We start from the raw sequence: 21,844 nt of genomic DNA on the forward strand, positions 1-21,844 counted from the left end.
CCGCCGCCGCGGTGACCCGGCCCGGCCGGTCCGAGGCGGGACGCGTCCCGGGGCGTGCCGGCCCACTATGGACAAGCGCGCGCCGGGTGGGGTCGAATGTCGGTACCACTACGCGTCCCACGGGGGTGACGGCGTTGCCTGCGGATCTTGCTTCCCTGCTGACCGACCTGAAGCGGCGCAGCGGTCTGAGCTACGACGTGATCGGCCGGCGTACCCACATCAGCAAGTCGACGATTCACCGCTACTGCCGCGGCGAGTCGGTACCACCCGACTTCGCGACCGTCGAACGGATCGCCGCGCTCTGCGGCGCGACCGCCGCGGAACAGGGTCAGCTTCACCTGAGTTGGAACGCCGCGGCGGCGGCGATGGCGGACGCCGCGCCGGATCCCACGCAGCCCGATCCCGTGCCGTCGGGCCCCGCCGACGGCGCAGCGGGCCCGACCGGGGCCGCGAGGTCGCCGGCACGGCGGCGCGGGCGCGGGCCGGGGTGGCGCCTCGGCCGGGCGGTTGCCGTCGGCCTCGCGACGGTACTGGCGCTGAGCGGGGTCAGCCTGTGGTGGCCCCGCACCGACTCGGATGCCGACCCCAGCCACTGGCTGCTGGACGGCCCGTGCGCCGCGCCGGTGGGGCTGGGCCGGAGCGACGGCTGCGTCCAGGAGCTGCAACGGCTGCTCGCCAACGCCGGGGCCGACATCGAGGTCGACGGCACCTTCGGCCCGGTGACGCTCGGCAAGGTCACGGCGTACCAGATGCTGGCGAAGCTGCCGGTGACGGGCGTGGCGGATCTCGCCACCAAGCGGGCCCTCTACTCGCACGCGGTCACGCTGCAGTCCTGGCCGGCGGAGCGGGTCGAGGCCCGCATCCGGGAGGTCTTCCGCGAGGCGCCGGACCTGGCCGTCCGGGTTGCCCACTGCCGGTCCCGGCTGGACCCGCTGTACGCGACGCCCAACCCCGACCGCAGTCGCAACTGGGGCGTCTTCCAGCTCTCCGACGCGCTGGTGAGCGAACTCGGCGGAACGCCGCTGCTGGCACTGGACCCGGAGTGGAACATCCGCGCGACCCACCGCCGCTACCTCGCCAGCGGCGACTTCGGCGACCGGGCCTGCTACCGGGCGAATCACCCACCCGGCCCGGCGTCGGCCGAGGTGGCCTCCGGCCGGCGCGCCCCGCCGCGCTGAGATCCGCCGGCCGGGTCCGCCGCCGGGGGCGGACGAGAGACAGGTACCGGCTTCGAAATACCGTGGCCCGACCGCTCCACCCCGCCGCCCCGACCGGCGCCGGGCGGCCGCGCCGTGCGTGTCGGGTGGCCGGCGCGCCGGCCGCGCGGGTGATCCGCGGCGGCGGGACGCGCCGCTCCGGCGCGACGTGCGCGGGCGGGCTACGGTGTGGGCACTGCGCCGACCGCGGGGAGGTCCGATGACGGGCAAGGCACGGGCCGACCGCCGCGCGCGCCCCGCCGGGGAGCGGCGCCGGCCGTCCGGGCTCCGCCGGCGGATCGTCGGCGCGGTCGCCGGGGTGCTGGCGCTGGCGGCGCTCGGCGGGTGCGGCCTGGTCCCGCTGTTCGACCGGCACGAGACCCGCGAGCAGACGTACGCCGGCCCTATCACCCGGCTCCTGATCGACACCGACGGCGGCGACCTCGCCGTGCGGGCCGGTACCGGCCCGCACGTGACCGTCCGCCGCCGGCTCACCTGGTCCGGCCGCCGGCCGGTGCTGACCGAGCGGCAGGCCGACGGGGCGCTGGAGATCCGGGCCCGGTGCGCGTCCCGCCGGTCGTGCTCGGTCGACCACGTCGTCGAGGTGCCCGCGGGGATAGCCGTCCACGCCGGTACCGACGCCGGGGACGTGCGCACCACCGGGCTGACCGGCGAGCAGTGGATCACCACGGACAGCGGCGACGTCCGGATCGGCGGCGCGGCCGGGCCGGTCGCCGTCCGGGTGGACAGCGGCTCGATCGTGGCCGACGCGCTGACCGCGCCGACGGTCGACGCGGCCACCGACGCCGGCGACATCCGGCTGCTGTTCGCCGCGGCGCCGCGGGCGGTGTCCGGCCGGACGGACAGCGGCGACATCGACGTCGGCGTACCGCCGGTGCCGGGCGGGTACCGGGTGGACGCCGCGACGGACGCGGGGGACCGGTCGATCGCGGTGGAGAACAGCCCGGCGAGCGGGCGGACGATCGCGGTGCGCACCGACAGCGGCGACATCGGCCTGCACGCCACCGCCTGACGCCGACCCCGGCCGCGGGCGCGGGCCGGCGCGCGATCGGCCCGCCAGCGCGGCGCAGCCGCTCCGGGCGCGGGTTGGCACGAATTGGCCGTCCGATGTGCCAATTCATCGATGGTTGTCGAGGTCGAGGGGTTTCCCGGTTTCCGGGCGGCGCGCGCTTTCCTAGCATCGGTCCACCCCGGCCGACGGCCGGAATCCCGCGCACCCTCCCGATCCCTGGAGCACCCATGAACAGCGCACCGCGGCGCCGCGCCCACCCGCGCGCCCTGTCCCTGGCGGCCGCCCTGGCCGCCGCGCTCACCCCCGTCGCCCTCGTCCCCGCCGCGGCCCACGCCGCCCCGGCCGCACCCGCCGGTACGGTCGTCGCCGCCCGCGAGCCCATCCCCGGCCGCTACCTCGTGGCCCTGCGCGACACCCGGTCCGCCGCGGCCACCGCCGCCGGCCTCGTCCGGGCGCACGGCGGCCGGGTCGCCGCCACCTACGGCGCCGGCCGCGGCTTCCTCGCCGCCGGCCTGAGCCCCGCCGCCGCCCGCGCGCTGGCCGGCGACGGCGCCGTCCGCGCCGTGTACGAGGAGGGGACCGCCCACCTCGCCGACGCCGCGGCCGGGCCGGCGCCGGCCGACCCCGCCTGGGGCCTGGACCGGCTGGACCAGCGGAAGCTGCCGCTGGACAGGAAGTACAACCCGCCGAACACCGGGTCCGCCGTCACCGCGTACGTGATCGACAGCGGTATCCGGCGCACGCACGCCGAGTTCGGCGGGCGGGCCAGCGTGGGCGGCGACTTCAGCGACAGCAAGCCGGCCGACGGCAGTGACTGCAACGGCCACGGTACGCACGTCGCCGGGACGATCGGCGGCCGGACGTACGGCGTGGCCCGGGAGGTGAAGCTGGTCGCGTTGCGCACGTTCGGCTGCGGTTCGTCCGCGCCCGACTCGTGGGCCCTGAACGCGCTGGAGTGGCTGGGCAAGAACGGTGTCAAGCCGGCCGTGGTGAACATGAGCCTGTCGTTCGACACCGCCGACTTCGCCGCGGAGATGATCCGCGACCTGTCCCGGCAGGGCTTCGTGTTCGCGGTGGCGGCCGGCAACGACGGCGCCGACGCATGTCGCACCGGGCCCGCGCGCATCCCCGAGGTGGTGACCGTCGGCAACACCCAGCGCGACGACCGCCGCAACTCCAGCTCCAACTACGGCACCTGCGTCGACCTCTTCGCCCCCGGTACGAACATCGAATCGGCGTCGCACAGCAGCGACACCGGCAGCACCCAGAAGACCGGTACGTCGATGGCCAGCCCGCACGCCGCCGGCGCGCTGGCGCTCTGGCTGCACGCGAACCCGGATGCCACCCCGGCCGCCGCGCACGACGGCATCGTGGCGGCGGCGACCACGGGCGAGGTCAAGAACCCCGGCGCCGGCTCGCCGAACAAGTTGCTGAACGTCCAGTTCGGCGCGGTCAGGAGTGGGCGAGGCTGAGCCGGACCGGCTCCGCGGCCGGGGACAGCTCGGCGTCGATCCGGGCGTCCTCGGCCGGGCTCAGCCGTACCGACAGCGGCTGCGGCGGGCGGGCGTCGAGCATCGCCGCCCGCAGGCCCGGCTGCGGGTGGCTGGCGAACAGCCGGGCGTCGGTGCGGACCGACTCGCGGCGCAGCGCGGCGAGCCGGCCGCGGCGGCCGGCGAGCACGGCGTCGGCCTCGGCCCGCCATTGCGCCGGGCCGCCGCCGGCGCGGGCGCTGCGGCACAGGACGGTCTCCAGCGACTCGGCCGCGATCAGCTTGTCCAGCAGGCGGCGGGTGGCGGCGGTGCCGGCGGCGGCCGCGGCCAGCTCGTCGGCCCGGTACTCGGCGCGCTGCGAGTCGCGCAGCGTCAGCCAGCACAGGACGGCGTGCGCCAGCCCGACCAGCCGGCCGGCGAGCCGCAGGAGCAGCCGGCTGACCCGGTCGGCGACCAGGACGAGCAGGCCCACGGTGGTGCCGTCGCCGCCGACGTGCGGGGCGGGCGCGAGCAGGTCGGCCACCTCCGCCAGCGTCGCGCAGGCGGACCCGGTCAGCCGGGTGCGGCGGACGTCGCCGTTGACGAAGTGGGCGAGTTCGTGGCCCAGCAGGGCCACCCGCTCCTGCGGGTCCAGGGCGCTCCACAAGGGCAGGCCCAGGGTGAGGACGCGGCGCCCCCGCAGCCCGACGGTGCCGGCGGACGCGTTGAGCGCGTCGTCGAGAATGATCACGTCCGGGCGCGGGGCGCCGACCGCGGCGGCGACGCGGTCCACCAGGGCGTGCAGCCGCGGGGCGGCCGCCCGGTCCAGCGGCGTCGCCAGCGGGTCCAGCCGGCCGAGCCGGGGGCGCAGCGTCCACGCGGCGGCAAGGGCCAGCAGGCCGGGCACGAGCAGCGGGGTCGGGAAGTCGCGGGCGACCAGCAGCGCGCCGACCACGGCGAGCGCCGCCACGCCGGCGTGCAGGGCGAGGGCCGCGGCCAGCGCGGCCACCCGGGCCGGGCCGGGGGTGCGCCGGCCGAGCGGGGCGGCGGCCAGCGCGGCGAACAGGCGGTTCCCGGACCGGTACGCGAACCGGAACGCCAGCCGGTCCGGCCAGCGGGCGGTGAAGTCGCGGTCGGGCCGGTCCGGGTCGTACGCGTCGAGGTTCCACTCGCACGCCGGGCACCACGGCGGCCGCCCGGCCGGGCGGTGCAGCCGGTGGGCGCAGCGCGGGCAGCCGGCCGGTGCGTCGACCGGCCCGGGCCGCACCGGCGGCGTGGCCACCGCGGGCGGCGTGGGCCGAGCGGGCGTCACGGGTCGGACGGGCGGAGCGGGGCGCACCCCGCGGGCGTGGATCGTCATGATGCCGGACATCGTGGCACCGATCCCCGGTACGAACCGGGCGTCTGTCGGCAATCCGACCGTCTTGATTAACCCTACTTGACAGATAGGAATACTGGGTTGCATGCTCTTCGCATGACGAGCCACGGACCGCACCGCGACGCACCGGTCGTCGCGGCCCCCCGCGGCCGCGCCCGGCCCCGGGCGTCCGCCCGCTGCTGTCGCTGACCGCACCGCGCCCGACCCGGCCGCCCACCGCCCGGCCACCCCGCCGGCCCACGGCCGCTGCCCCGCTACCGCCACCACAGAGCCGCCCCGGGCCGGGGTCACCGGTGAAGGGAGTCGCCCGATGTCGTCCACGGTGCTCGATCCACCCCTGGTGCCGGCCGCGGCCCCGCCGGCCGCCGCCCGCCCGCCGGGCGCGGCCCGCCGGCTCGGCCGGCGGCTGATCGGGCTGCGCAAGCTGACCGGGCTGGTCGCGGTCCTGCTCGCCTGGCAGTGGGGGACCGCGCACGGCGACGCGTGGGGCGCGATGACCCCGTCCCCGGCCGAGGTCGGCGCGGCCGCCGCCGAGCTGCTGCGCTCCGGCGAGCTGGCCGACCACCTGGCCGTCTCGCTCGGCCGGGTCGGCGCCGGCCTGGCCATCGGGCTGGGCGCCGGCCTGCTCCTCGGCCTGGGCGCCGGGCTGCTGCGGCTGGTCGAGGACGTCGTGGACGCGCCGCTGCAGGCCCTGCGGATGCTGCCGCACCTGGCGCTGCTGCCGCTGTTCATCATCTGGTTCGGCATCGGCGAGCAGTCGAAGGTGACGCTGATCGCCGTCGGGGCGGTGTTCCCGCTGTACCTGAACGTGCTGCACGGCATCCGCGGGGTGGACGAGCGGCTGGTCGAGTCCGCCCGGTCCTGCGGCGTGCGCGGGCCCGCGCTGGTCCGCCGGGTGATCCTGCCCGGCGCGCTGCCGCAGATCCTGATCGGACTCCGCCAGGCCCTCGGCGTCGGCTGGCTGGGCCTGGTCGTCGCCGAGCTGGTCAACGCGGAGGCGGGGATCGGGTTCCTGCTCAACGACGCCAAGGAGTTCCTGCGTACGGACAAGATCTTCGTGGTGCTGGTGCTGTACGCGCTGTTCGGGGTGGCCACCGACCAGCTCGTCCGATTCGTGGAGCGGCGCGCGCTGGCGTGGCGCCGCGGGTTCGCAGGGGAGTGAGATGACGGCGACGACCACCGCCGCGGCGGTGTGGGTGCGGGACGCCCGGCGCGCGTACGACGGGCGCCCGGTGCTGCGCGGCGTGGACCTGGACATCGGCCCCGGCGAGTTCGTGGCCCTGCTCGGGGCCAGCGGCTGCGGCAAGAGCACCTTCCTGCGCGCGCTCGGCGGGCTGGACCGGGAGGCGACCGGCGCGATGGACATCCCGGCCCGCCGGGCGATCGTGTTCCAGGAGCACCGGCTGCTGCCGTGGACGCGGGTGTGGCGCAACGTCGTCCTCGGCCTGACCGGCCGGGACCTGCGCGGGCGGGCCCTCGCCGCGCTCGCCGAGGTCGGCCTGGCCGGGCACGCCGACGCGTGGCCGCGGACGCTGTCCGGCGGCGAGTCGCAGCGGGTGGCGCTGGCCCGGGCGCTGGTCCGGACGCCGGAGCTGCTGCTGCTGGACGAGCCGTTCGGCGCGCTGGACGCGCTGACCCGGCTGCGCGCCCGGGCGCTCGTCGGCGAGCTGTGGGCCGAGCACCGGCCGGCCGTCCTGCTCGTCACCCACGACGTCGACGAGGCGCTCCAGCTCGCCGACCGCGCCCTGATCATGCGCGGCGGGGTGATCGCCGCGGAGTTCCCCGTCGACGTACCCCGGCCGCGCGCCCTCGACCACCCGCGGCTGCTCGCCCTGCGCCGGGAGCTGCTCGCCGGCCTGGGCGTGCCCGCCGCCGAACCCCGAGGAGATGACCGATGAGCACAGTGGAGGTTCTCGACCTGGCCGCGGACGTCGTGGTCGTCGGCGGCGGCCCGGCCGGCGCCTGGGCGGCGCTGACCGCCGCCGAGGCCGGCGCCGACGTGCTGCTGCTGGACAAGGGCTACTGCGGCACGTCCGGGCCGACCGCGTCCGGCGGCACCGGCGTCTGGTACGTCGCGCCGAACCAGGCCGACCGGGAGCGGGCCCGGGCCAGCCGGGAGGCGCTCGGCGGGCACCTGGCCGACCGGCGCTGGATGGACCGGGTGCTGGACCGGACGTACGCGAACATGAACCGGCTCGCCGAGGACATGCGGTACCCGTTCCCGGTGGTCGACGGCAAGCCGTACAAGCGGGGGGTGCAGGGGCCGGAGTACATGCGCCGGATGCGCGCCCGGATCAAGCGCGCCGGCGTCCGGATCCTCGACCACAGCCCGGTCCTGGAGCTGCTCACCGACCCGGCCGGGTCGGTCGCCGGGGTGCGCGGGTACCGGCGCCAGCACGACCACGGGTACCGGGTCCGGGCCGGCGCGGTGGTGCTGGCCACCGGCGGCTGCGCGTTCCTGTCCGGGGCGCTGGGCTGCAACGTCAACACCGGCGACGGCGCGCTGTACGCCGCGGAGGTCGGCGCGGACCTGTCCGGGATGGAGTTCTCCACCGCGTACGCCATCGCGCCCGCGTTCACCTCGGTGACCAAGACGGCGTACTACAACTTCGCCACCTTCTTCCGCGCCGACGGCTCCCCGCTGGTCGGCGCCGGCAGCCAGGGCGGCCGCTCGGTCATCGCCCGCGAGCTGCTCACCGGGCCGGTGCTGTGCACGATCGACCGGGCCACGCCGGCGCAGCAGGAGCAGATGCGGCTGGGGCAGCCGAACTTCTTCCTGCCGTTCGACCGGCTGGGCATCGACCCGTTCACCGACCGGTTCCCGGTCACGCTGCTGCTGGAGGGCACGGTCCGCGGCACCGGCGGGATCCGGATCCACGACGACGACTGCGCCACCGCCGTCCCCGGCCTGTACGCCGCGGGCGACGCGGCCACCCGGGAGCTGATCTGCGGCGGCTTCACCGGCGGCGGCAGCCACAACTCGGCGTGGGCGATGTCCTCGGGCACCTGGGCCGGGCGCGGCGCCGCCCGGTTCGCCGCGGCGCTCGGCCCGGCCGCCGCCCGGCGGCGGCTCACCCCGGCCGGTGGCGCCGGCCTGCGCCCGACCGGCGGCGCGCCCGCCCCGGACTGGCGGGCCGCCGTGGCGGTGGTCCGGGAGCAGGTGCACCCGTACGACCGCAACTACCTGCGGCACGGCGACCGGCTGCGCCCCGCCCTGGCCGCGCTCGACGGCACCTGGCGCGCCCTGCGCGGCGGCGCCCGGGCCGCCGGCGCCGACGCGGTGCGCACCCGGCAGGCGGCGGCGATGGTCGCGCACGCCCGCTGGATGTACACCGGCGCGCTCGCCCGCACCGAGAGCCGGGGGATGGCCCGGCGGCAGGAGTACCCGCAGCTCGACCCCGGCCAGCGGCACCGGCTCACCGTCGGCGGCCTGGACGAGCTGTGGACCGCCCCCGAGCCGGTCGCCGGCCGCGCCCTCGCGGCGGTGGCGTCGTGATCGAGCTGGTCTCGGCCGACCGCTGCGTCACCTGCGACGTGTGCGTGGCGGTCTGCCCGACGAACGTCTTCGACAGCGGCCCCGCCGGGCTCCCGGTGATCGCCCGGCAGGGCGACTGCCAGACCTGCTTCATGTGCGAGGCGCACTGCCCGGCCGACGCCCTGTTCGTCGCCCCGCAGACCGCGCCCGTACCGGCCGACTCGCCGCTGCGCGACGAGGCCCACCTGGCCGCGACCGGTCTGCTCGGCAGCTACCGCCGGGAGATCGGCTGGGGCCGCGGCCGCCGGCCGGGCGCCCGGCTCGCCGTCGGCCCGGCCCTGCCGCCCGGCCGGATCACCCCGGCCGGCGCCCGATGACCACCCCGAAGGGAACGACCATGCGACCTCCCCGACGCACCGCCGTGCTGGCGCTGGCCGCCGCCGCGCTGCTCGCGGCGGCCGGCTGCGGCGGGCCGGCGGACGCCGAGGGCGACGGCCCGCGCGGCGGCACCCTGCGGATCGGCGCGATCGGCACCGGCAACAAGCTCACGGGCCCGGTCGGCTACCTGCTGGCCGGGGGCGGGCTGGTCCCGCTGCTGGGCGGGCTGGGGGTGACCGCGGTGCAGGTGGTGACGTTCCCGAACGGGCCGGACCTCAACCAGGCGCTCGCGGCCGGCGAGCTGGACCTCGCCACGTACGGCGACACCCCGGCGCTGGTCGCCCGCGGCGCCGGCCAGCCGACCCGGCTGGTCGCCCAGTCGCAGGTCAACCTGGACGCCGGCATCCTCGCCCGCAAGGGCGGCGGCCCGACCTCGCTCGCCGGCCTGGTCGGGAAGAAGGTGGCGGTGCAGACCGGCTCGTACATCCACCGGTACCTGCTCGGCGCCCTCGCCGACGCGCGGGTCACCCCCGCCCGGATCGTGCACGTCTACTCCACCGACGTCGAGGCGGCGCTGGAGCGCGGGGACGTGGACGCCGCGGCCGTACCGGCGGCGAACGTCGAGCTGCTGCGCGCCGGGGGCTACCCGCTGCTGGACACCGCCGCCCGGGACCACCCGCGGTACCGCGGCACGAGCGCGACCGTCGTCACCGAGAAGTACCTGGCCGCCCGCCCCGCGGTCGTGGCCGCCTGGCAGGCCGTGCACCGGGCCGCGCACGAGCGGGCCCGCGGCGACTGGCCCGGCTTCCTCGCGTACACCACGTCGATCAACGGCTTCCCGCCGGCGGTCGTCGCGGCGAGCACGAGGCCGGAGCAGTGGGCGGCGGAGCCGTTCACCCCGGCGGGGCTGGCGCTGCTGGGCGGGACGAAGGAGTTCCTGGCGGGGCAGAAGTTCCTGAAGAAGGACTTCACCATCGACGCGTGGCTGGCGCCGGGGGCGCGCTGACCCGGTCAACCGGGGCGGTCGGCGGTTCGCCGGCCGCCCCGTTCGCGTCCCCGTCCGGGACCGCGGCCGGCTCCCAGCCGATGCCCACGAAGCCCGGCGGGACCGGCGCGCGCACGACGTGCACGTCGCCGTACGGGCCCACCGGCACCTCGGTCCGGGTCCGGTCGGGCCAGCCCTGCCGCTCCCGGGTGAACCGCCAGCAGCGGGCCGGGCGGGCGTCCGGGGCGAAGGTCAGCGCGAGCGCGGTGTGCTGGGCGGGGGCGCGGAAGAACCGGCCGAACTCGGTGTCCGGGCTGCCGCTGGTGTCGGTCACCCGGAACCGGACGAGCGCGGTGTCGCCGGCCCGCAGCCGTCGGTCCAGCAGCAGCTCGGCCACGATCAGCGGGTGCTGGGGGTGCTGCCGGACCCGGCCGAGCCGGCAGTGGGCCAGCGCCTCGAACCGGACGGTCCGGCCGAGGTCGATGCCGGGGGCACCGTGGTGCACGGTCACGTACCGGTCGACGTCCGCCGCCGCCTCCAGCGTGACCAGCGACTCCATCGAGGTCAGGCAGCTCCCGGCGGAGACCCGGACCTGGTCCCAGGCGCTGATCACCCGCAGCCGGTCGTCCCGCCAGCCCAGCTCCTCGGTCAGCGCGGTGACCGGCTCGCCGAGCTGGATGATCTCCGCGAACCGGCGCGGCGGGGTGCGCCGGCGCGGGCCGGGGCCGCGCGGGCGCGGCGCGCCGAGCAGCCGGAACAGCGACCGCGGCGGCAGTTCCAGCACCCGCTCCAGGACGGTCACCGCGCTCATCGACTCGGGGCGCTCGGGGCGGCGGCGGCCGGACTGCCAGGCGCTGAGCGTGGCCAGGCCGACCGGGGTACCGGCGGCGAGCAGGCGCTGCCGCAGCCGGTCCAGGGACAGGCCGCGGGCCTTGATGGCGGCGCGCAGGGCCGTGTGGAACGGACCCTGGCGCAGGGTGGACCTGAGGTGCTGTTGCATGGTGCTCTTCCCGCCGGGACAACGGTCTGTACGCCGCGAGGCTAGCCCGCTCCACGGCCCCGGCCATGTGAACGTTCACCAATATTCACATGGCGAGTAACCGGGCGCCTGCGGCTTCGGCCCGGACCGCCGGCGGTGCCGGGCATCTGTGAAAACCGGGAGGTGCCAATCGCACCGTGATGTCTTGTCCCGGCCACCGGGCGTTCGCATACTGCCCGAGCGAGCGCCCGCCCCGACCGCGTGCCGGGGCGGCCCGGCGGCGGGATCGGGACCCCGCCGCCAGTTCGCTCGCCCCGGCCGAGGGCCGAGGGGCGCCCGCCCCGCCGGGGCCGGGCGGCCCGGATCAGGACACCGGGCCGCCGACGGACGCCGGGTCGTGACCCTACGTGGTCATGGCCCGGCGTCCGGGTTACTTCACGCTGGGTTAACGCCCACCTTTTCGACCCGGCGCCGCCCGGTTCCCGCCACCGCCGGGCCGCCCGCCGGCGGCTGAATCGGCCGGCGGGCCAACGCCGCCCCCGCCGGGATGACAATCCGTGAAAAGCGCGCCCTGTTTCGGCGTATTTATCCGGACTTATCGCAGTGATACCTACGCAGCGTCGCGTCGGCGGGGCCCGGAGCCCGCGGCGGGCTGTGCCCGGTGTCCGGTTCCGCGTAGCCCACGGGGACCGTCCGCGACGGCGGTCGGGTAGCGGCCATCGGCAGACATTGTGTGACGCTCGGTGACTCTTTATCGTCGGATTTGCGCCACTCGCACAGGGCAATTCCGGCGCCCCGCATCACGAACAGTCACAGAGCAGGGGAGGACACGATGACCGCGACCCACGGCTGGCTCCTCGTCGTCGTGAGCCACGCCATCCTGCTCGCCTGGCCCGCCCTGACCGTGGTGCTCGCCGGTGCCGCCGGCCGGTACTCGGCCGTGCGTACCCGCGACGCCATCGCCGAGCTGCCCGACGGCGGCGCCTCCCCGCGCCAGTTCTGGATCGTCGTCCCCGCGCTGAACGAGGAGGTCGTCGTCGCCAACACCGTCAACGCCGCCCTCCGCCTCCGCGGCCCGGTGGACACGCTGGTCCGGGTCCTCGTCATCGACGACGGCTCCGACGACCGCACCCCGGAGATCCTCGGCGCCATCGACCACCCGCGGCTCACCGTCCTGCGCCGCGACCTGCCGGAGGCCCGGCAGGGCAAGGGCGAGGCGCTCAACGCCGCGTACCGGCTCATCGCCGCCAAGGCCATCGAGGAGGGCGTGGACCCGCAGAAGGTCGTCCTCGGCATCATCGACGGCGACGGCCAGGGCAGCCCCAACCTGCTCATCGAGGTCAGCCGCCGGATGCGCGACCCGAAGGTCGGCGCCGTCCAGTGCCAGGTGCGCATCCGCAACCGCGGCAAGCTGCTCGGCGCGGTGCAGGACCTCGAGTTCGGCGCGGTCGTCAACGCCTTCCAGCGGGTCCGGGACAGCCTGGACACCGTCGGCCTCGGCGGCAACGGCCAGTTCACCCGGCTCGGCGCCCTGCTCGCCCTCGGCGACGCGCCCTGGTCGGCCTGCCTGGTCGAGGACCTGGAACTGGGCCTGCGGATGCACCTGTCCGGCCTGAGCATCCGGTACACCCCGCGCGCCTCGGTCACCCAGCAGGCGGTCGTGGACGTCCGCCGGCTCACCCGGCAGCGGACCCGCTGGGCGCAGGGCAACATCCAGTGCGCCCGGTACCTGCTCAAGCTGGTCACCTCGACGACGATCCGCCCGCGCTCGCTGGCCGAGATGCTGCACTACCTGCTCTCGCCCTGGGCCAACGCGATCCTCACCGCGATCCTCGCCGGCATGACCGTCGCCGGGGTGGCGGCGCTCGCCGCGGGCCACCCGATCCCGTACCTGCCGACCTGGTGGGACCTCGGCGAGATGTCCGGCGTGTGGCTGGCCGCCACGCTGTTCCCCGGCTTCGTGTGGACGATCGTCCACCGCCGCCGGCTCGGCGACGAGTCGATCGGCCGGCTGTTCACCGCCGCGCTCGCGTACCCCGCATTCCTGATCCTGGGCCTCGTCGCCACCTACCGCGCGGTGTTCCGGCACCTCGCGGGGCGGCAGACCTGGGCGAAGACCGAACGGCTCACGGAGGAGCTGACACCGCAGGTCATCGGCACGGCCGGCCCACTGGCCGTCGCCGCCTGACCCGCACCCATCCCCGAACCGCCAACCGTGTCCCGGCACGGCCGACGGAGAGAGAGAAGCAGAAACCGATGTCGCTCCCCGAGATCCACCTCATCGCCGGCACCCGGCCCGAGGCCGTCAAGCTAGCCCCGGTCGCCACGGCGATGGCCGCCGACGGGCTGCTGGCCCCGGTCCTGGTCGCCAGCGGCCAGCACCCGACGATGGTCACCCAGGCGCTCGCCGCCTTCGACCTCGCCCCCGACGTCACGCTCGCCGTCAGCCGGACCACCGGCAGCCAGGCCGAGCTGCTGACCGCGATGGTCGCCGAGCTGGACGCGCTGTTCGCCGAGCGCGCCCCGGCCGCGGTGATCGTCCAGGGCGACACCACGACCAGCCTCGCCGGCGCGCTCGCCGCGTTCTGGCGGCGCATCCCGGTCGTGCACCTGGAGGCCGGGCTGCGCTCCGGCGACCTGGACTCGCCGTTCCCGGAGGAGGCCAACCGCCGGCTCGTCGCGCAGGTCGCGGCCCTGCACCTGGCCCCGACGCCGCTGGCCGCCGACAACCTGTTCGCCGAGGGCGTCCCGGCCGACGACGTACTGGTCACCGGCAACACCGTCGTCGACGCCACGCTGACCGTGGCCGGGCGCCGGCTGCCGTTCGCCGACCCGGCGCTCGCCGCCCGGGCGACCGCGCCCGGCCGCCGGCTGGTCCTGGTCACCGCGCACCGGCGCGAGTCGTGGGGCGCGCCGCTGGACCGCATCCTGTCGGCCGTCCGGACGCTGGTCCGCCGGTACCCCGACATCGACGTCGTGCTGCCCAGCCACCCCAACCCGGCCGTCCGGGCCCAGGTGGATGCGGCGCTCGGCGACGTCGACCGGGTCACGATCACCGACCCGGTCGCCTACCCGGACCTGTCCCGGCTGCTCTCCGAGGCGTACCTGGTGCTCACCGACTCCGGCGGCATCCAGGAGGAGGCGCCCTCGTTCGGCGTCCCCGCGCTGGTGCTGCGCGACGTCACCGAGCGGGTCGAGTCGCTGCACGCCGGCTGCGCCCGGCTGGTCGGCGCCGACGAGGACCTCATCGTCAAGGAGGCCGCGGCCCTGCTCGACGACCCCGTCCGCCGGGACGCAATGACCGCCAACGGCAACCCGTACGGCGACGGCCACGCCGCCGCCCGCACCGCCAGGGCCACCGCGGCCCTGCTCGGCCTGGCCACCCGCCCGGCCGCCCTGCCCACCCCCGCCCACAACACCGGAGACGATGCCCGATGAACCGCACCAAGCTCACCCGCGGCGCAGTCGTCGTCGCCACCGCGCTCAGCTTCGCCCTCACGATCGCCGCCGGCCTGGCGATCGTCACGACCGGCACCGGCATGCTGGAGCCGACGACCACGACGGCGCAGGGCGGCGGCAAGCTGCCCGCCCCGCCGACGCCGCTGAAGCTGCGCCCCGTGCAGCAGATCCTCGGCTCGACCGACACCCCGGCCGTCCCGGCCGCGGCCGCCAAGACCACGGCCGCCGGCACGGCCAAGGGCGTCACCGCGGCGGCCGCCGCGGCGGCGACCCCGACCGCGAAGCCCCGCTCCGGCGCGGCCGCCCCCGGCGGCGGCACGGCCAAGACCCTGGTGCTGTACGACAGCACCGGCCCGTTCGCCTGGCTGGGCGAGGTCTACGCGATCCAGGCCGCCAATCTGGCCTCGCACTTCGGCGCCTGGACCGCGGCCCCGGTGACCGGGTACAAGGCCGGCGACATCAACGCGTACTCCGCTGTCGTCTACGTCGGCTCGACCTACGACGAGCCGCTGCCGGTGGCGTTCCTGGACGACGTGAACGCGACCAGCAAGTCGGTCACCTGGATGTACGACAACATCTGGCAGCTCGCCGCCCGCGACCCGCAGTTCGCGGCCAAGCGCGGCTTCACCTACAGCCAGTTCGACCTGGCCAAGGTCGCCCGGGTGGACTACAAGGGCAAGGAGCTGACCCGCGACGCGCGCAACGCGGCCGGCATCATGGACGTCAACATCAGCGACGCCGCCAAGACCAAGGTGCTCGCGGAGGCCGTCCGCGAGGACGGCAGCCGGTTCCCGTGGGCGGTCCGCTCCGGCAACCTGACCTACCTGGGTGAGATCCCGTTCTCGTACGTCACCCACGACGACCGCTACCTGGCCTACGCCGACCTGCTGTTCGACACGCTCGGCGCGCCGAGCGCCGCGGAGCGCAAGCGGGCCCTGGTCCGGATCGAGGACGCCGGCCCGGACTCCGACCCGGCCGAGCTGCGGGCGATCGCCGACACCCTGTACGCCAAGAAGATCCCGTTCAGCGTCGCCCTGTACACCCGGTACCGGGACCCGCTGGGCAAGCAGAACAACGGCAAGGCGCAGGACTACTCGCTGCTCCAGCGGCCCGAGGTGATCAAGGCGCTGAAGTACATGGAGGCCCGCGGCGGCACGATGATCATGCACGGCTACACGCACCAGAACGGCAGCCTGATCAACCCCTACGACGGCACCAGCGGCAACGACTTCGAGTTCTACCGGGCGCACGTCGACGCCAACGACTCCGTCATCTACGACGGTCCGGTCCCCGGCGACTCGGCGGCCATGGTCACCGGTCGGGTCGTGTCGGCACAGCTCCAGTTCGCGCTCTCCGGGCTGAAGCCGGCCACGATCTTCGAGTTCCCGCACTACGCCGGCAGCGCCGTGGACTACCAGACGATCCACAGCCTGTTCGGCAAGCGGTACGACCGCACGCTGTACTTCCCCGGCCTGCTCAGCGGCGGCACCGTGGACCACTCGCGGGCCACCGGTCAGTACTTCCCGTACACCGTGCGGGACGTGTACGGCACCGTGATCGTCCCGGAGAACATCGGCAACGTGGAGCCCGAGGCGTTCAACAACCACGCGGCGCGGCTGCCGTCCGACCTCATCGCGTCGGCCGACCGCAACCTGGTGATCCGCGACGGCGTGGCGAGCTTCTTCTACCACCCGTACCTGGGCACCAAGTACCTCGACGAGGTCGTGGCCGGGGTGCAGGGCAAGGGGTACTCGTTCGTCACCGCGCAGACGATGCTCAACGGCTGACGAAGCAGGGGAGCACGGAAGCGGCGGCGGGGCGCGCACAGCGCCCCGCCGCCGCCGTGTGCGTTCAGCGCAGGGTGACGATCGACTCCAGGTACGTCGACGGCAGCGCCACCGCCCCCTCGCCGCCGTGCCGGTCCCACTGCCGGGCCAGCGCGGTCAGCTCCCGGTGCAGCGCCGCCGCGCCGGCCTCGTCGAGCGCGCCGAAGGCCCGCACGGTCGGCCCGTACCAGCGGCGGAACTCGTCCACGAACGCCGCGGCCGTCGGGAAGCGCAGCGTGCAGGTCCGGGTCTCGGACCGGATGTCGGCCGCCGCGTCGCCGAGCAGCTCGGCCACGTGGTCCGCGGTACCCCAGAGCAGCGGCGACGCCACGCCGGGCGGCGGCGGCACGTGCCCGGCGACGGTCCGGAACATCGCGCCGATGAACCCGTCCGGGCACCAGGAGGCCAGGCCGATCGTGCCGCCCGGCCGGACAGCCCGGACCAGCTCGGCGGCGGCCCGCCCGTGGTCGGGGGCGAACATGACGCCGAACACGCTGAGCGCGGCGTCGAAGGAGTCGTCGGCCACCGGCAGCGCCTCGGCGTCGCCGAGCCGGAACTCGACGGCCAGCCCCTCGGCCTCGGCCCGGCGCCGGCCGTCGGCCAGCAGCTCCTCGACGTAGTCGACGCCGAGGACGGCGGCGTCGGAGCGGGCGGCGGCGAGGGTGGCGTTGCCGTTGCCGCAGGCGACGTCCAGGACGCGCGAGCCGGCGCGCAGGTCGGCGGCATCGGCCAGCAACTCGCTGACCAGGACGATCCGGGCCGCGATGCGGCGGAAGTCGCCGCTGGCCCAGGTCGCCTGCTGGGTGGTCTTGAGCGGGGTGAGGGCCAGCGCGGACGGGCCGGCCGCGGTCGTGGTGGTCATCATCGGACCTTTCGGTGCGGCGTTCGTTCTTGACGAGCCGAGCATCCGCCCGCGCCGCGGGCCGAACCAGTGCAATCGCTGTACCGGACCGGTACGGAATCCGTACTACCCCCGGGCGTGCGCGGGGGCCAGGATGGGGGGCGTGGCGAAGCATGCGGACTACTGCCCGATCTCGGTCGGCGTCGACGTGCTCGGCGACCGGTGGACGCCGCTGGTCATCCGGGAGCTGATGGTGGGGTCCACCGGCTTCAACGAGATCCACCGGGGGCTGCCCCGGATGAGCCGGACCCTGCTCACCCAGCGGCTGCGCCAGTTGGAGCGCCGCGGCCTGGTCGAGCGCACCCCCGCCGGGCCGGGCCGCCCGGTCCGGTACGCGCTGACCGAGGCCGGCGAGGCGCTGACCCCGATCGTCTGGGCGATCGGCCACTGGGCGGCGGAGTGGCGGTTCGGCGACCCGGCCGAGGAGGAGTGCGACGGGCTGTCCCTGCTCTGGCGGATGCACCAGCACGCGATCCCGGCCAATCTGCCGGACCGGCGCACGGTCGTGCACCTCGTGCTCACCGGGGCCGGCGCGGCCGAGGGGTGGCTGGACATCGAGCGCGGCGGGGTGAGCGTGTGCTCGTACGACCCCGGCCTCGGCATCGACTTGACTATTCGGTCGGACACCGCGCAGCTCCAGCGGTGGCTGATCGGGCTGGTCCCGTTCGGCCGGCTGACCACCGCCGGGCACACCCACCTGCTGGGCCCGGGGCACCTGGTCCGGGCGTTCCCCACCTGGTTCTCCACCGAGTTCTTCGCCGCGGCGCTGCGCCGGGCCGAGCAGCGCCGGGCGGGTGCCCCGACGCCGGCGTGACCGGCCGCTGCGGGGCGTATGGGTACGGCGTTTCGGTGATCGCGGCATAGTGACCAGCGCCGATGTGAACTGCTAGGTTCGCTTTCACAGCCCCACGTCCCCGCCACCCCACCCGGTTCGGGACCCCTCGACCCTCGACCGAAGGGCGATCCGATGCACCCCTCACCGCCCCGGCGCGGCCGCCGCCTGTTGTCCGCACTCGCTGCGCTCAGCCTGCTCGTGCCGGCCACCCCCGCCGCCGCGGCCGCGCCGAGCACCGACCCGTTCGCGGTGCTCGACCCGCAGAACTGGCAGAACCCGGACAAGATGACCTGGGACGACTACAAGCCCGTCCCGAACGCCAACTGGGCCGACCCCGGCCGCAGCGGCTCGATCCGCAACTTCAAGATCGCCATGGTGGCGCTGGACTACCCGGACCAGGCGTTCGCCGCCACCCAGAAGCCGAAGTCGGACGTGTTCGGCAACCCGGGCGCCGCCGCCTCGAACATCCCGCGCGACCAGGTCGCCGGCTTCTACCGCGACTTCCTCAACAAGCCCAACGAGCTGAACCGCGGGCACACCCTGCACGAGTACTGGATGCAGGACTCCGAGGGCCGGTACGGCGTCGACCTCACCGGCTTCGGCCCGTACAAGATGCCCGGCAAGGCGTTCGAGTACGGCATCGAGAGCGGGATGAACCCCGGCGCCTGCCCGTCCGGCGCGACCTGCGGCAAGGACCTGCGCACCGACGGCCTGGGCGCCTGGAAGAAGGCGGTCGGCGAGGCCGAGGCGAAGAAGTACGAGCTGATCTTCATCCTCTCCGCCGGCCAGGACGAGTCCTCGGTCTGGCAGGAGTTCGGCCAGATGATGTTCAAGAGCAAGGAGGACGTCCCGGCCGCCTGGGGCCCGCCCGGCGGGAAGGGCCAGAACTGGGCCAAGACCCGGTACGTCGACTGGACGTCCTGGAAGGCGGCCTCGGCCATCTGGCCGAACGCCAGCGGCAACTCCTCCACCCAGGCGGAGAGCTCCGGCATGGCGACGTTCGCCCACGAGCTGACGCACCTGCTCAACATCGGCGACAACTACAACAACCCGTACGGCAACCCGCCCCGGCGCGCGTACACCGGCATCTGGAGCATGATGTCGCGCGGCGCGTTCAACGGGCCGGGCGGCCCGCACACCCGCTGGCAGATCCCGCCGGTCGCGGGCGCGTCCATGGGCTCGCTGCACACGCTGCGGGACAAGATGAAGATCAAGCTCGTGGACGAGCAGAACGTGCTGCGGCTCTCCCGCGAGGCGCTGGCCAAGTCCGGCCCGGTCGTCGCCGAGGTCACCGCCCGCGCGGTCCCGGCCGGGGCGTCCGGGCTCACCGGCATCAACATCGCGATGGACAAGGACAAGGCCCCGGCCTGCAACGTCAACACCGACCCGCTGTGCGACGGCGGCGGGTACAACAACTACACCGTCGAGGTGGTCGGCCGGCTCGGCCCGGACTCGTTCACCCCGGACAACGGCGTCATGCTGAGCAAGACCAAGAACGCCGACACCATGCCGTTCCAGTGGGTCATCGACTCGCACCCGGAAGACATCAACATGATCGACTTCTACCGGCCGGACGGCGCGCCGCAGAAGATCACGATCGGCGACTACCGCCAGCTCTCCGACGCGCTGCTGCACGCCGGCACCCGCTCGGGCAGCGAGTACGAGTACGTCGACGAGGCCAACCGGATGCACTTCTACGTGCTCGACCTGCGCCGCGAGGCCAACGGCACGCTCCGGTACACGGTAGCGGTCCGCTCGCTGGACGGCGCCGGCCAGAGCAAGCGCGGCGTGACCCTCGGCGCCGGCAAGCCCGACGGCGGACCGGCCACCGGCCCCGGCGTGGCCTGCACCTTCGACCTGGCCAACACCGGCAGCTACACCGCCGGCAACCCCGGCCACCCGGAGGACGCCAGCGCCTACCTCCAGTCCGACGTGTACAAGCTGTCGGCCAAGGTGGCCGGCGCCGGCTGGCGGGCCGAACTGCCCAACGCGCTCGCGCAGGCGAAGTTCGGCGCCACCGCGCCGGTCCGCGTCGCCGTCGGCGCGACCGCGCAGGCCGACGAGACCGGCGTCGTCACGCTGACCGCGACCTCGGTCAGCGACGCCAGCAAGACGGCGACCGCCGAATGCCGGGTCCCGCGCTGACCCGCGCACCGGCCCGCGCGCGCCGGCCCGGCACCACCCCCGCCGCGGGGTGGTGCCGGGCCGGCGCCGCGCTGCTCCTGCTCGCCGGCCTCGCCGGCTGCGGCGCCGACGACACGGACGCGCGGCTGCGGCTGCTCGTCCGCGACATCAACATCCGCCCCGTCGGCAGTGAGTGCGCCGGCACCGGCGGCTACGCCCACCTGCACCGGCGCGCCGACTTCCGGGTCACCGACGGCACCGGCGCGACGCTGGCCACCGGCGAACTCCCGGCCGGCGTCGCGGTGCCGTTCGACGAGGCGCTCGACATCCCGCGCGAGCCCACGTACTGCGAGTTCTCCGCACCCGTCCGGGTCCCGCGCCGGGAGGTGTACCGGCTCGTCGTCCCCGGCGGCCCGCCGATCCCGCTGACCAGCACCGCCGGTGCGGCGCTGGTCGCGGTGGTGCCGTCGTGAGGGTCCGGGGCGCCCGCCGCCCGCACCGCCCCCGCCCGCTCCGTGCGCTCGCCGCCGCCGGCCTGGTGCTGGCGGTGCTCGCGCTGGCCGGCGCCCGCTGCGGCGGCCCCGACGCCCCCGCCGGCCCGCCGCCCGGCGGCGCCGCGCACCTGCCCGGCCCGGCCCCCGCCGACCCGCGCCTGCGCCCGACCCCGACCGGCGCCCCCGGCGCCCCCGACTTCGCCGGCACCCTGGTCGACGGCACCGCCGTCCGGGGCGCCGACCTGTGGGCGCGGCGGCCGGTGGTGCTGCTGTTCGTCAGCTCGTGGTGCACGCCGTGCGCGGAGCGCGCGGACGCGCTGTCGGCGCTGGCCGAGCGGTACCGGGACCGGGTCGTGTTCGTCGCCGTCGCCGCCCGGGACGAGCCGGCGGACCTGGCGGCGTACCTGCGGGCGCACCGGGTGGCGTACCCGGTGGTGGTCGACGCGGACGAGACGATCTGGCGGTCGTACGCGGTCCGCGAGCCGCCGGCGGTGGCGGTCGTCGCGGCGGGGGGAGGGCTGCTGCGCGGCTGGCCGGGTGGGTTGGACGCCGCGACGCTGGACGCCCGCCTCCACGAACTCGTCCTCGCCGACTGATCCCGCCCTCTCACCGCCTCGTGCGTGCGGCCGTTCCGCGGCGCCGATCCTCGCCCGGTGGCGGGAGTTGACCGGAGTTGACTTGAATCCTTTTTGGAGGCGGCGGCATCATTGCGGGCGGAAATGCTCGTTGGGTCGCCGGACGGAGGAGCTCCATGAAGGTCGAATTCCTCGGCGAGGACCCCGGTAGCGGCGGAACCGAATGCCCGTCGCTGTATCGGACGGACCGCGATTCGTACGTCGTGCAGGGCTGGGTGGTCAGTGATCCCGAAGCGCTCTCCGCGATGGACATCGCGGACGGGGAGACGGTCGTGGAAATCCCGGCGCGAATGATGCCGCTGTTCCGGGTGCAGCCTTGATGGTGGAGTTGGGCCGCCGGGAATTCCTCGGCCGCCTCGAATCGATCGAGTCGTCCTGGGCGCACGCCGAACTCCGCGATTCATACGGCGTACCGGCCGACCTGGAACAGGTCGAGCGATGGCGGCGGGGGCAGCCCACTGATCCGGCCTACTACGCCGGCTTCTGTCCGATGTTCCGCGCGCTGGCCGACCGCGGTCGGAAACTCAGGCGGGTCAAGGTCGTCTGCGAGCCGCTGAACGAGTACCACCGCTGGGCCCGGGCGATGGTCGGCCCCATCGTCGAGGCCGGCGAAGCGACCCGCTGGCTGCCCCGGCGGCGGCTGCTGGGTCGGCTGATCCCGGCCACCGACTTCTACG

At 75.4% G+C, this 21,844-nt stretch carries 19 protein-coding genes and 1 pseudogene; 17 read left to right on the plus strand and 3 right to left on the minus strand.

The features are described 5' to 3' along the window. The first annotated feature begins 125 nt into the window (after positions 1-125). The 3 genes from IEY94_RS03465 (at position 126) to IEY94_RS03475 (ending at position 3,701) form a co-directional block, all read left to right on the plus strand. On the plus strand, positions 126-1,178 hold the full coding sequence (locus IEY94_RS03465) for a helix-turn-helix domain-containing protein (protein WP_229783274.1): 1,053 nt from the start codon (positions 126-128) through the stop codon (positions 1,176-1,178). A gap of 238 nt (positions 1,179-1,416) precedes the next feature. Further along, on the plus strand, positions 1,417-2,229 hold the full coding sequence (locus tag IEY94_RS03470; protein ID WP_189168512.1) for a DUF4097 family beta strand repeat-containing protein: 813 nt from the start codon (positions 1,417-1,419) through the stop codon (positions 2,227-2,229). 227 nt (positions 2,230-2,456) lie between these two features. Then, positions 2,457-3,701 carry a S8 family peptidase gene (locus tag IEY94_RS03475; RefSeq protein WP_189168513.1) on the plus strand — a complete coding sequence of 415 codons (1,245 nt, stop codon included), beginning with the start codon at positions 2,457-2,459 and terminating at the stop codon, positions 3,699-3,701. Here IEY94_RS03475 and IEY94_RS03480 read toward each other — a convergent pair. Next, entirely contained in the window at positions 3,682-5,070 is a 1,389-nt protein-coding gene (locus tag IEY94_RS03480; protein WP_189168514.1) for a M48 family metallopeptidase, read from the minus strand. The genes IEY94_RS03475 and IEY94_RS03480 overlap by 20 nt on opposite strands. A gap of 316 nt (positions 5,071-5,386) precedes the next feature. Here IEY94_RS03480 and IEY94_RS03485 point away from each other — a divergent pair, with 316 nt between their 5' ends. The 5 genes from IEY94_RS03485 to IEY94_RS03505 are packed head-to-tail and all read left to right on the plus strand — an operon-like array spanning position 5,387 to position 9,935. Beyond that, entirely contained in the window at positions 5,387-6,238 is an 852-nt protein-coding gene (locus IEY94_RS03485; RefSeq protein WP_189168515.1) for an ABC transporter permease, read from the plus strand. A gap of 1 nt (position 6,239) precedes the next feature. Beyond that, the gene (locus IEY94_RS03490) at positions 6,240-6,974 is read left to right on the plus strand and encodes an ABC transporter ATP-binding protein (protein WP_189168516.1); all 735 of its coding nucleotides are present in this window, start codon (positions 6,240-6,242) and stop codon (positions 6,972-6,974) included. Further along, positions 6,971-8,572, plus strand: coding sequence for an FAD-dependent oxidoreductase (locus IEY94_RS03495; protein ID WP_189168517.1), 1,602 nt, complete (start codon positions 6,971-6,973; stop codon positions 8,570-8,572). Before IEY94_RS03490 ends, IEY94_RS03495 begins: the two co-directional genes overlap by 4 nt. Then, positions 8,569-8,928: a 4Fe-4S dicluster domain-containing protein gene (locus tag IEY94_RS03500; RefSeq protein WP_189168518.1), complete on the plus strand. Its 360-nt coding sequence runs from the start codon at positions 8,569-8,571 to the stop codon at positions 8,926-8,928. Before IEY94_RS03495 ends, IEY94_RS03500 begins: the two co-directional genes overlap by 4 nt. Before the next feature lie 20 nt (positions 8,929-8,948). Then, positions 8,949-9,935 (plus strand): ABC transporter substrate-binding protein, encoded by a 987-nt coding sequence (locus IEY94_RS03505; protein ID WP_189168519.1) that lies wholly within the window; start codon positions 8,949-8,951, stop codon positions 9,933-9,935. Here the strand turns inward: IEY94_RS03505 and IEY94_RS03510 are convergent. Next, complete coding sequence (locus IEY94_RS03510) at positions 9,898-10,914, minus strand: helix-turn-helix domain-containing protein (RefSeq protein ID WP_189168520.1); 1,017 nt, start codon at positions 10,912-10,914, stop codon at positions 9,898-9,900. The two genes, IEY94_RS03505 and IEY94_RS03510, sit on opposite strands and share 38 nt — an antisense overlap. Before the next feature lie 811 nt (positions 10,915-11,725). Here IEY94_RS03510 and IEY94_RS03515 point away from each other — a divergent pair. The 3 genes from IEY94_RS03515 to IEY94_RS03525 all read left to right on the plus strand — a co-directional run bounded on the left by IEY94_RS03515 (position 11,726) and on the right by IEY94_RS03525 (position 16,139). Beyond that, positions 11,726-13,081 carry a glycosyltransferase family 2 protein gene (locus IEY94_RS03515; RefSeq protein WP_189168521.1) on the plus strand — a complete coding sequence of 452 codons (1,356 nt, stop codon included), beginning with the start codon at positions 11,726-11,728 and terminating at the stop codon, positions 13,079-13,081. A 68-nt stretch (positions 13,082-13,149) separates the two neighbouring features. Further along, the gene (wecB, locus tag IEY94_RS03520; protein ID WP_189168522.1) at positions 13,150-14,331 is read left to right on the plus strand and encodes a non-hydrolyzing UDP-N-acetylglucosamine 2-epimerase; all 1,182 of its coding nucleotides are present in this window, start codon (positions 13,150-13,152) and stop codon (positions 14,329-14,331) included. After that, positions 14,328-16,139, plus strand: a complete 1,812-nt coding sequence (locus tag IEY94_RS03525) for a DUF2334 domain-containing protein (RefSeq protein ID WP_229783275.1) — start codon at positions 14,328-14,330, stop codon at positions 16,137-16,139. The genes wecB and IEY94_RS03525 overlap by 4 nt, the downstream gene beginning before the upstream one ends. Before the next feature lie 64 nt (positions 16,140-16,203). On the opposite strand, the gene IEY94_RS03530 is transcribed toward IEY94_RS03525, so the two are convergent. Beyond that, positions 16,204-17,040, minus strand: a complete 837-nt coding sequence (locus IEY94_RS03530) for a class I SAM-dependent methyltransferase (RefSeq protein WP_229783276.1) — start codon at positions 17,038-17,040, stop codon at positions 16,204-16,206. Between the two features lie 142 nt (positions 17,041-17,182). Here IEY94_RS03530 and IEY94_RS03535 point away from each other — a divergent pair, with 142 nt between their 5' ends. The 6 genes and pseudogenes from IEY94_RS03535 to IEY94_RS24225 form a co-directional block, all read left to right on the plus strand. After that, on the plus strand, positions 17,183-17,893 hold the full coding sequence (locus IEY94_RS03535; protein ID WP_189168524.1) for a winged helix-turn-helix transcriptional regulator: 711 nt from the start codon (positions 17,183-17,185) through the stop codon (positions 17,891-17,893). A 189-nt stretch (positions 17,894-18,082) separates the two neighbouring features. Then, on the plus strand, positions 18,083-20,059 hold the full coding sequence (locus tag IEY94_RS23910) for a M6 family metalloprotease domain-containing protein (protein WP_268244814.1): 1,977 nt from the start codon (positions 18,083-18,085) through the stop codon (positions 20,057-20,059). Beyond that, positions 20,041-20,511 (plus strand): hypothetical protein, encoded by a 471-nt coding sequence (locus tag IEY94_RS03545; RefSeq protein WP_189168526.1) that lies wholly within the window; start codon positions 20,041-20,043, stop codon positions 20,509-20,511. The genes IEY94_RS23910 and IEY94_RS03545 overlap by 19 nt, the downstream gene beginning before the upstream one ends. Beyond that, positions 20,508-21,128: a TlpA family protein disulfide reductase gene (locus IEY94_RS03550; RefSeq protein WP_189168527.1), complete on the plus strand. Its 621-nt coding sequence runs from the start codon at positions 20,508-20,510 to the stop codon at positions 21,126-21,128. Before IEY94_RS03545 ends, IEY94_RS03550 begins: the two co-directional genes overlap by 4 nt. Positions 21,129-21,283: 155 nt before the next feature. Further along, positions 21,284-21,487, plus strand: coding sequence for a hypothetical protein (locus tag IEY94_RS03555; protein WP_189168528.1), 204 nt, complete (start codon positions 21,284-21,286; stop codon positions 21,485-21,487). Further along, positions 21,487-21,840, plus strand: a pseudogene (locus IEY94_RS24225) (DUF6879 family protein); the annotation flags it as partial. The gene IEY94_RS03555 and the pseudogene IEY94_RS24225, both read left to right, overlap by 1 nt. Positions 21,841-21,844 lie beyond the last annotated feature (4 nt).

It is taken from the genome of Pilimelia anulata (assembly GCF_014647895.1).
Lineage (GTDB): Bacteria > Actinomycetota > Actinomycetes > Mycobacteriales > Micromonosporaceae > Pilimelia > Pilimelia anulata.

Excerpts from the sequence above, each read along its gene's own strand:
- IEY94_RS03515 (WP_189168521.1), top strand. The coding sequence starts at position 11,726 with ATGACCGCGACCCACGGCTGGCTCCTCGTCGTCGTGAGCCACGCCATC.
- IEY94_RS03545 (WP_189168526.1), top strand. The coding sequence starts at position 20,041 with ATGCCGGGTCCCGCGCTGACCCGCGCACCGGCCCGCGCGCGCCGGCCC.
- IEY94_RS03555 (WP_189168528.1), top strand. The coding sequence starts at position 21,284 with ATGAAGGTCGAATTCCTCGGCGAGGACCCCGGTAGCGGCGGAACCGAA.
- IEY94_RS03470 (WP_189168512.1), top strand. The coding sequence starts at position 1,417 with ATGACGGGCAAGGCACGGGCCGACCGCCGCGCGCGCCCCGCCGGGGAG.
- IEY94_RS03475 (WP_189168513.1), top strand. The coding sequence starts at position 2,457 with ATGAACAGCGCACCGCGGCGCCGCGCCCACCCGCGCGCCCTGTCCCTG.
- wecB (WP_189168522.1), top strand. The coding sequence starts at position 13,150 with ATGTCGCTCCCCGAGATCCACCTCATCGCCGGCACCCGGCCCGAGGCC.
- IEY94_RS03480 (WP_189168514.1), bottom strand. The coding sequence starts at position 5,070 with ATGTCCGGCATCATGACGATCCACGCCCGCGGGGTGCGCCCCGCTCCG.
- IEY94_RS03485 (WP_189168515.1), top strand. The coding sequence starts at position 5,387 with ATGTCGTCCACGGTGCTCGATCCACCCCTGGTGCCGGCCGCGGCCCCG.
- IEY94_RS03525 (WP_229783275.1), top strand. The coding sequence starts at position 14,328 with ATGAACCGCACCAAGCTCACCCGCGGCGCAGTCGTCGTCGCCACCGCG.
- IEY94_RS03490 (WP_189168516.1), top strand. The coding sequence starts at position 6,240 with ATGACGGCGACGACCACCGCCGCGGCGGTGTGGGTGCGGGACGCCCGG.
- IEY94_RS03530 (WP_229783276.1), bottom strand. The coding sequence starts at position 17,040 with ATGACCACCACGACCGCGGCCGGCCCGTCCGCGCTGGCCCTCACCCCG.
- IEY94_RS03495 (WP_189168517.1), top strand. The coding sequence starts at position 6,971 with ATGAGCACAGTGGAGGTTCTCGACCTGGCCGCGGACGTCGTGGTCGTC.
- IEY94_RS03510 (WP_189168520.1), bottom strand. The coding sequence starts at position 10,914 with ATGCAACAGCACCTCAGGTCCACCCTGCGCCAGGGTCCGTTCCACACG.
- IEY94_RS03505 (WP_189168519.1), top strand. The coding sequence starts at position 8,949 with ATGCGACCTCCCCGACGCACCGCCGTGCTGGCGCTGGCCGCCGCCGCG.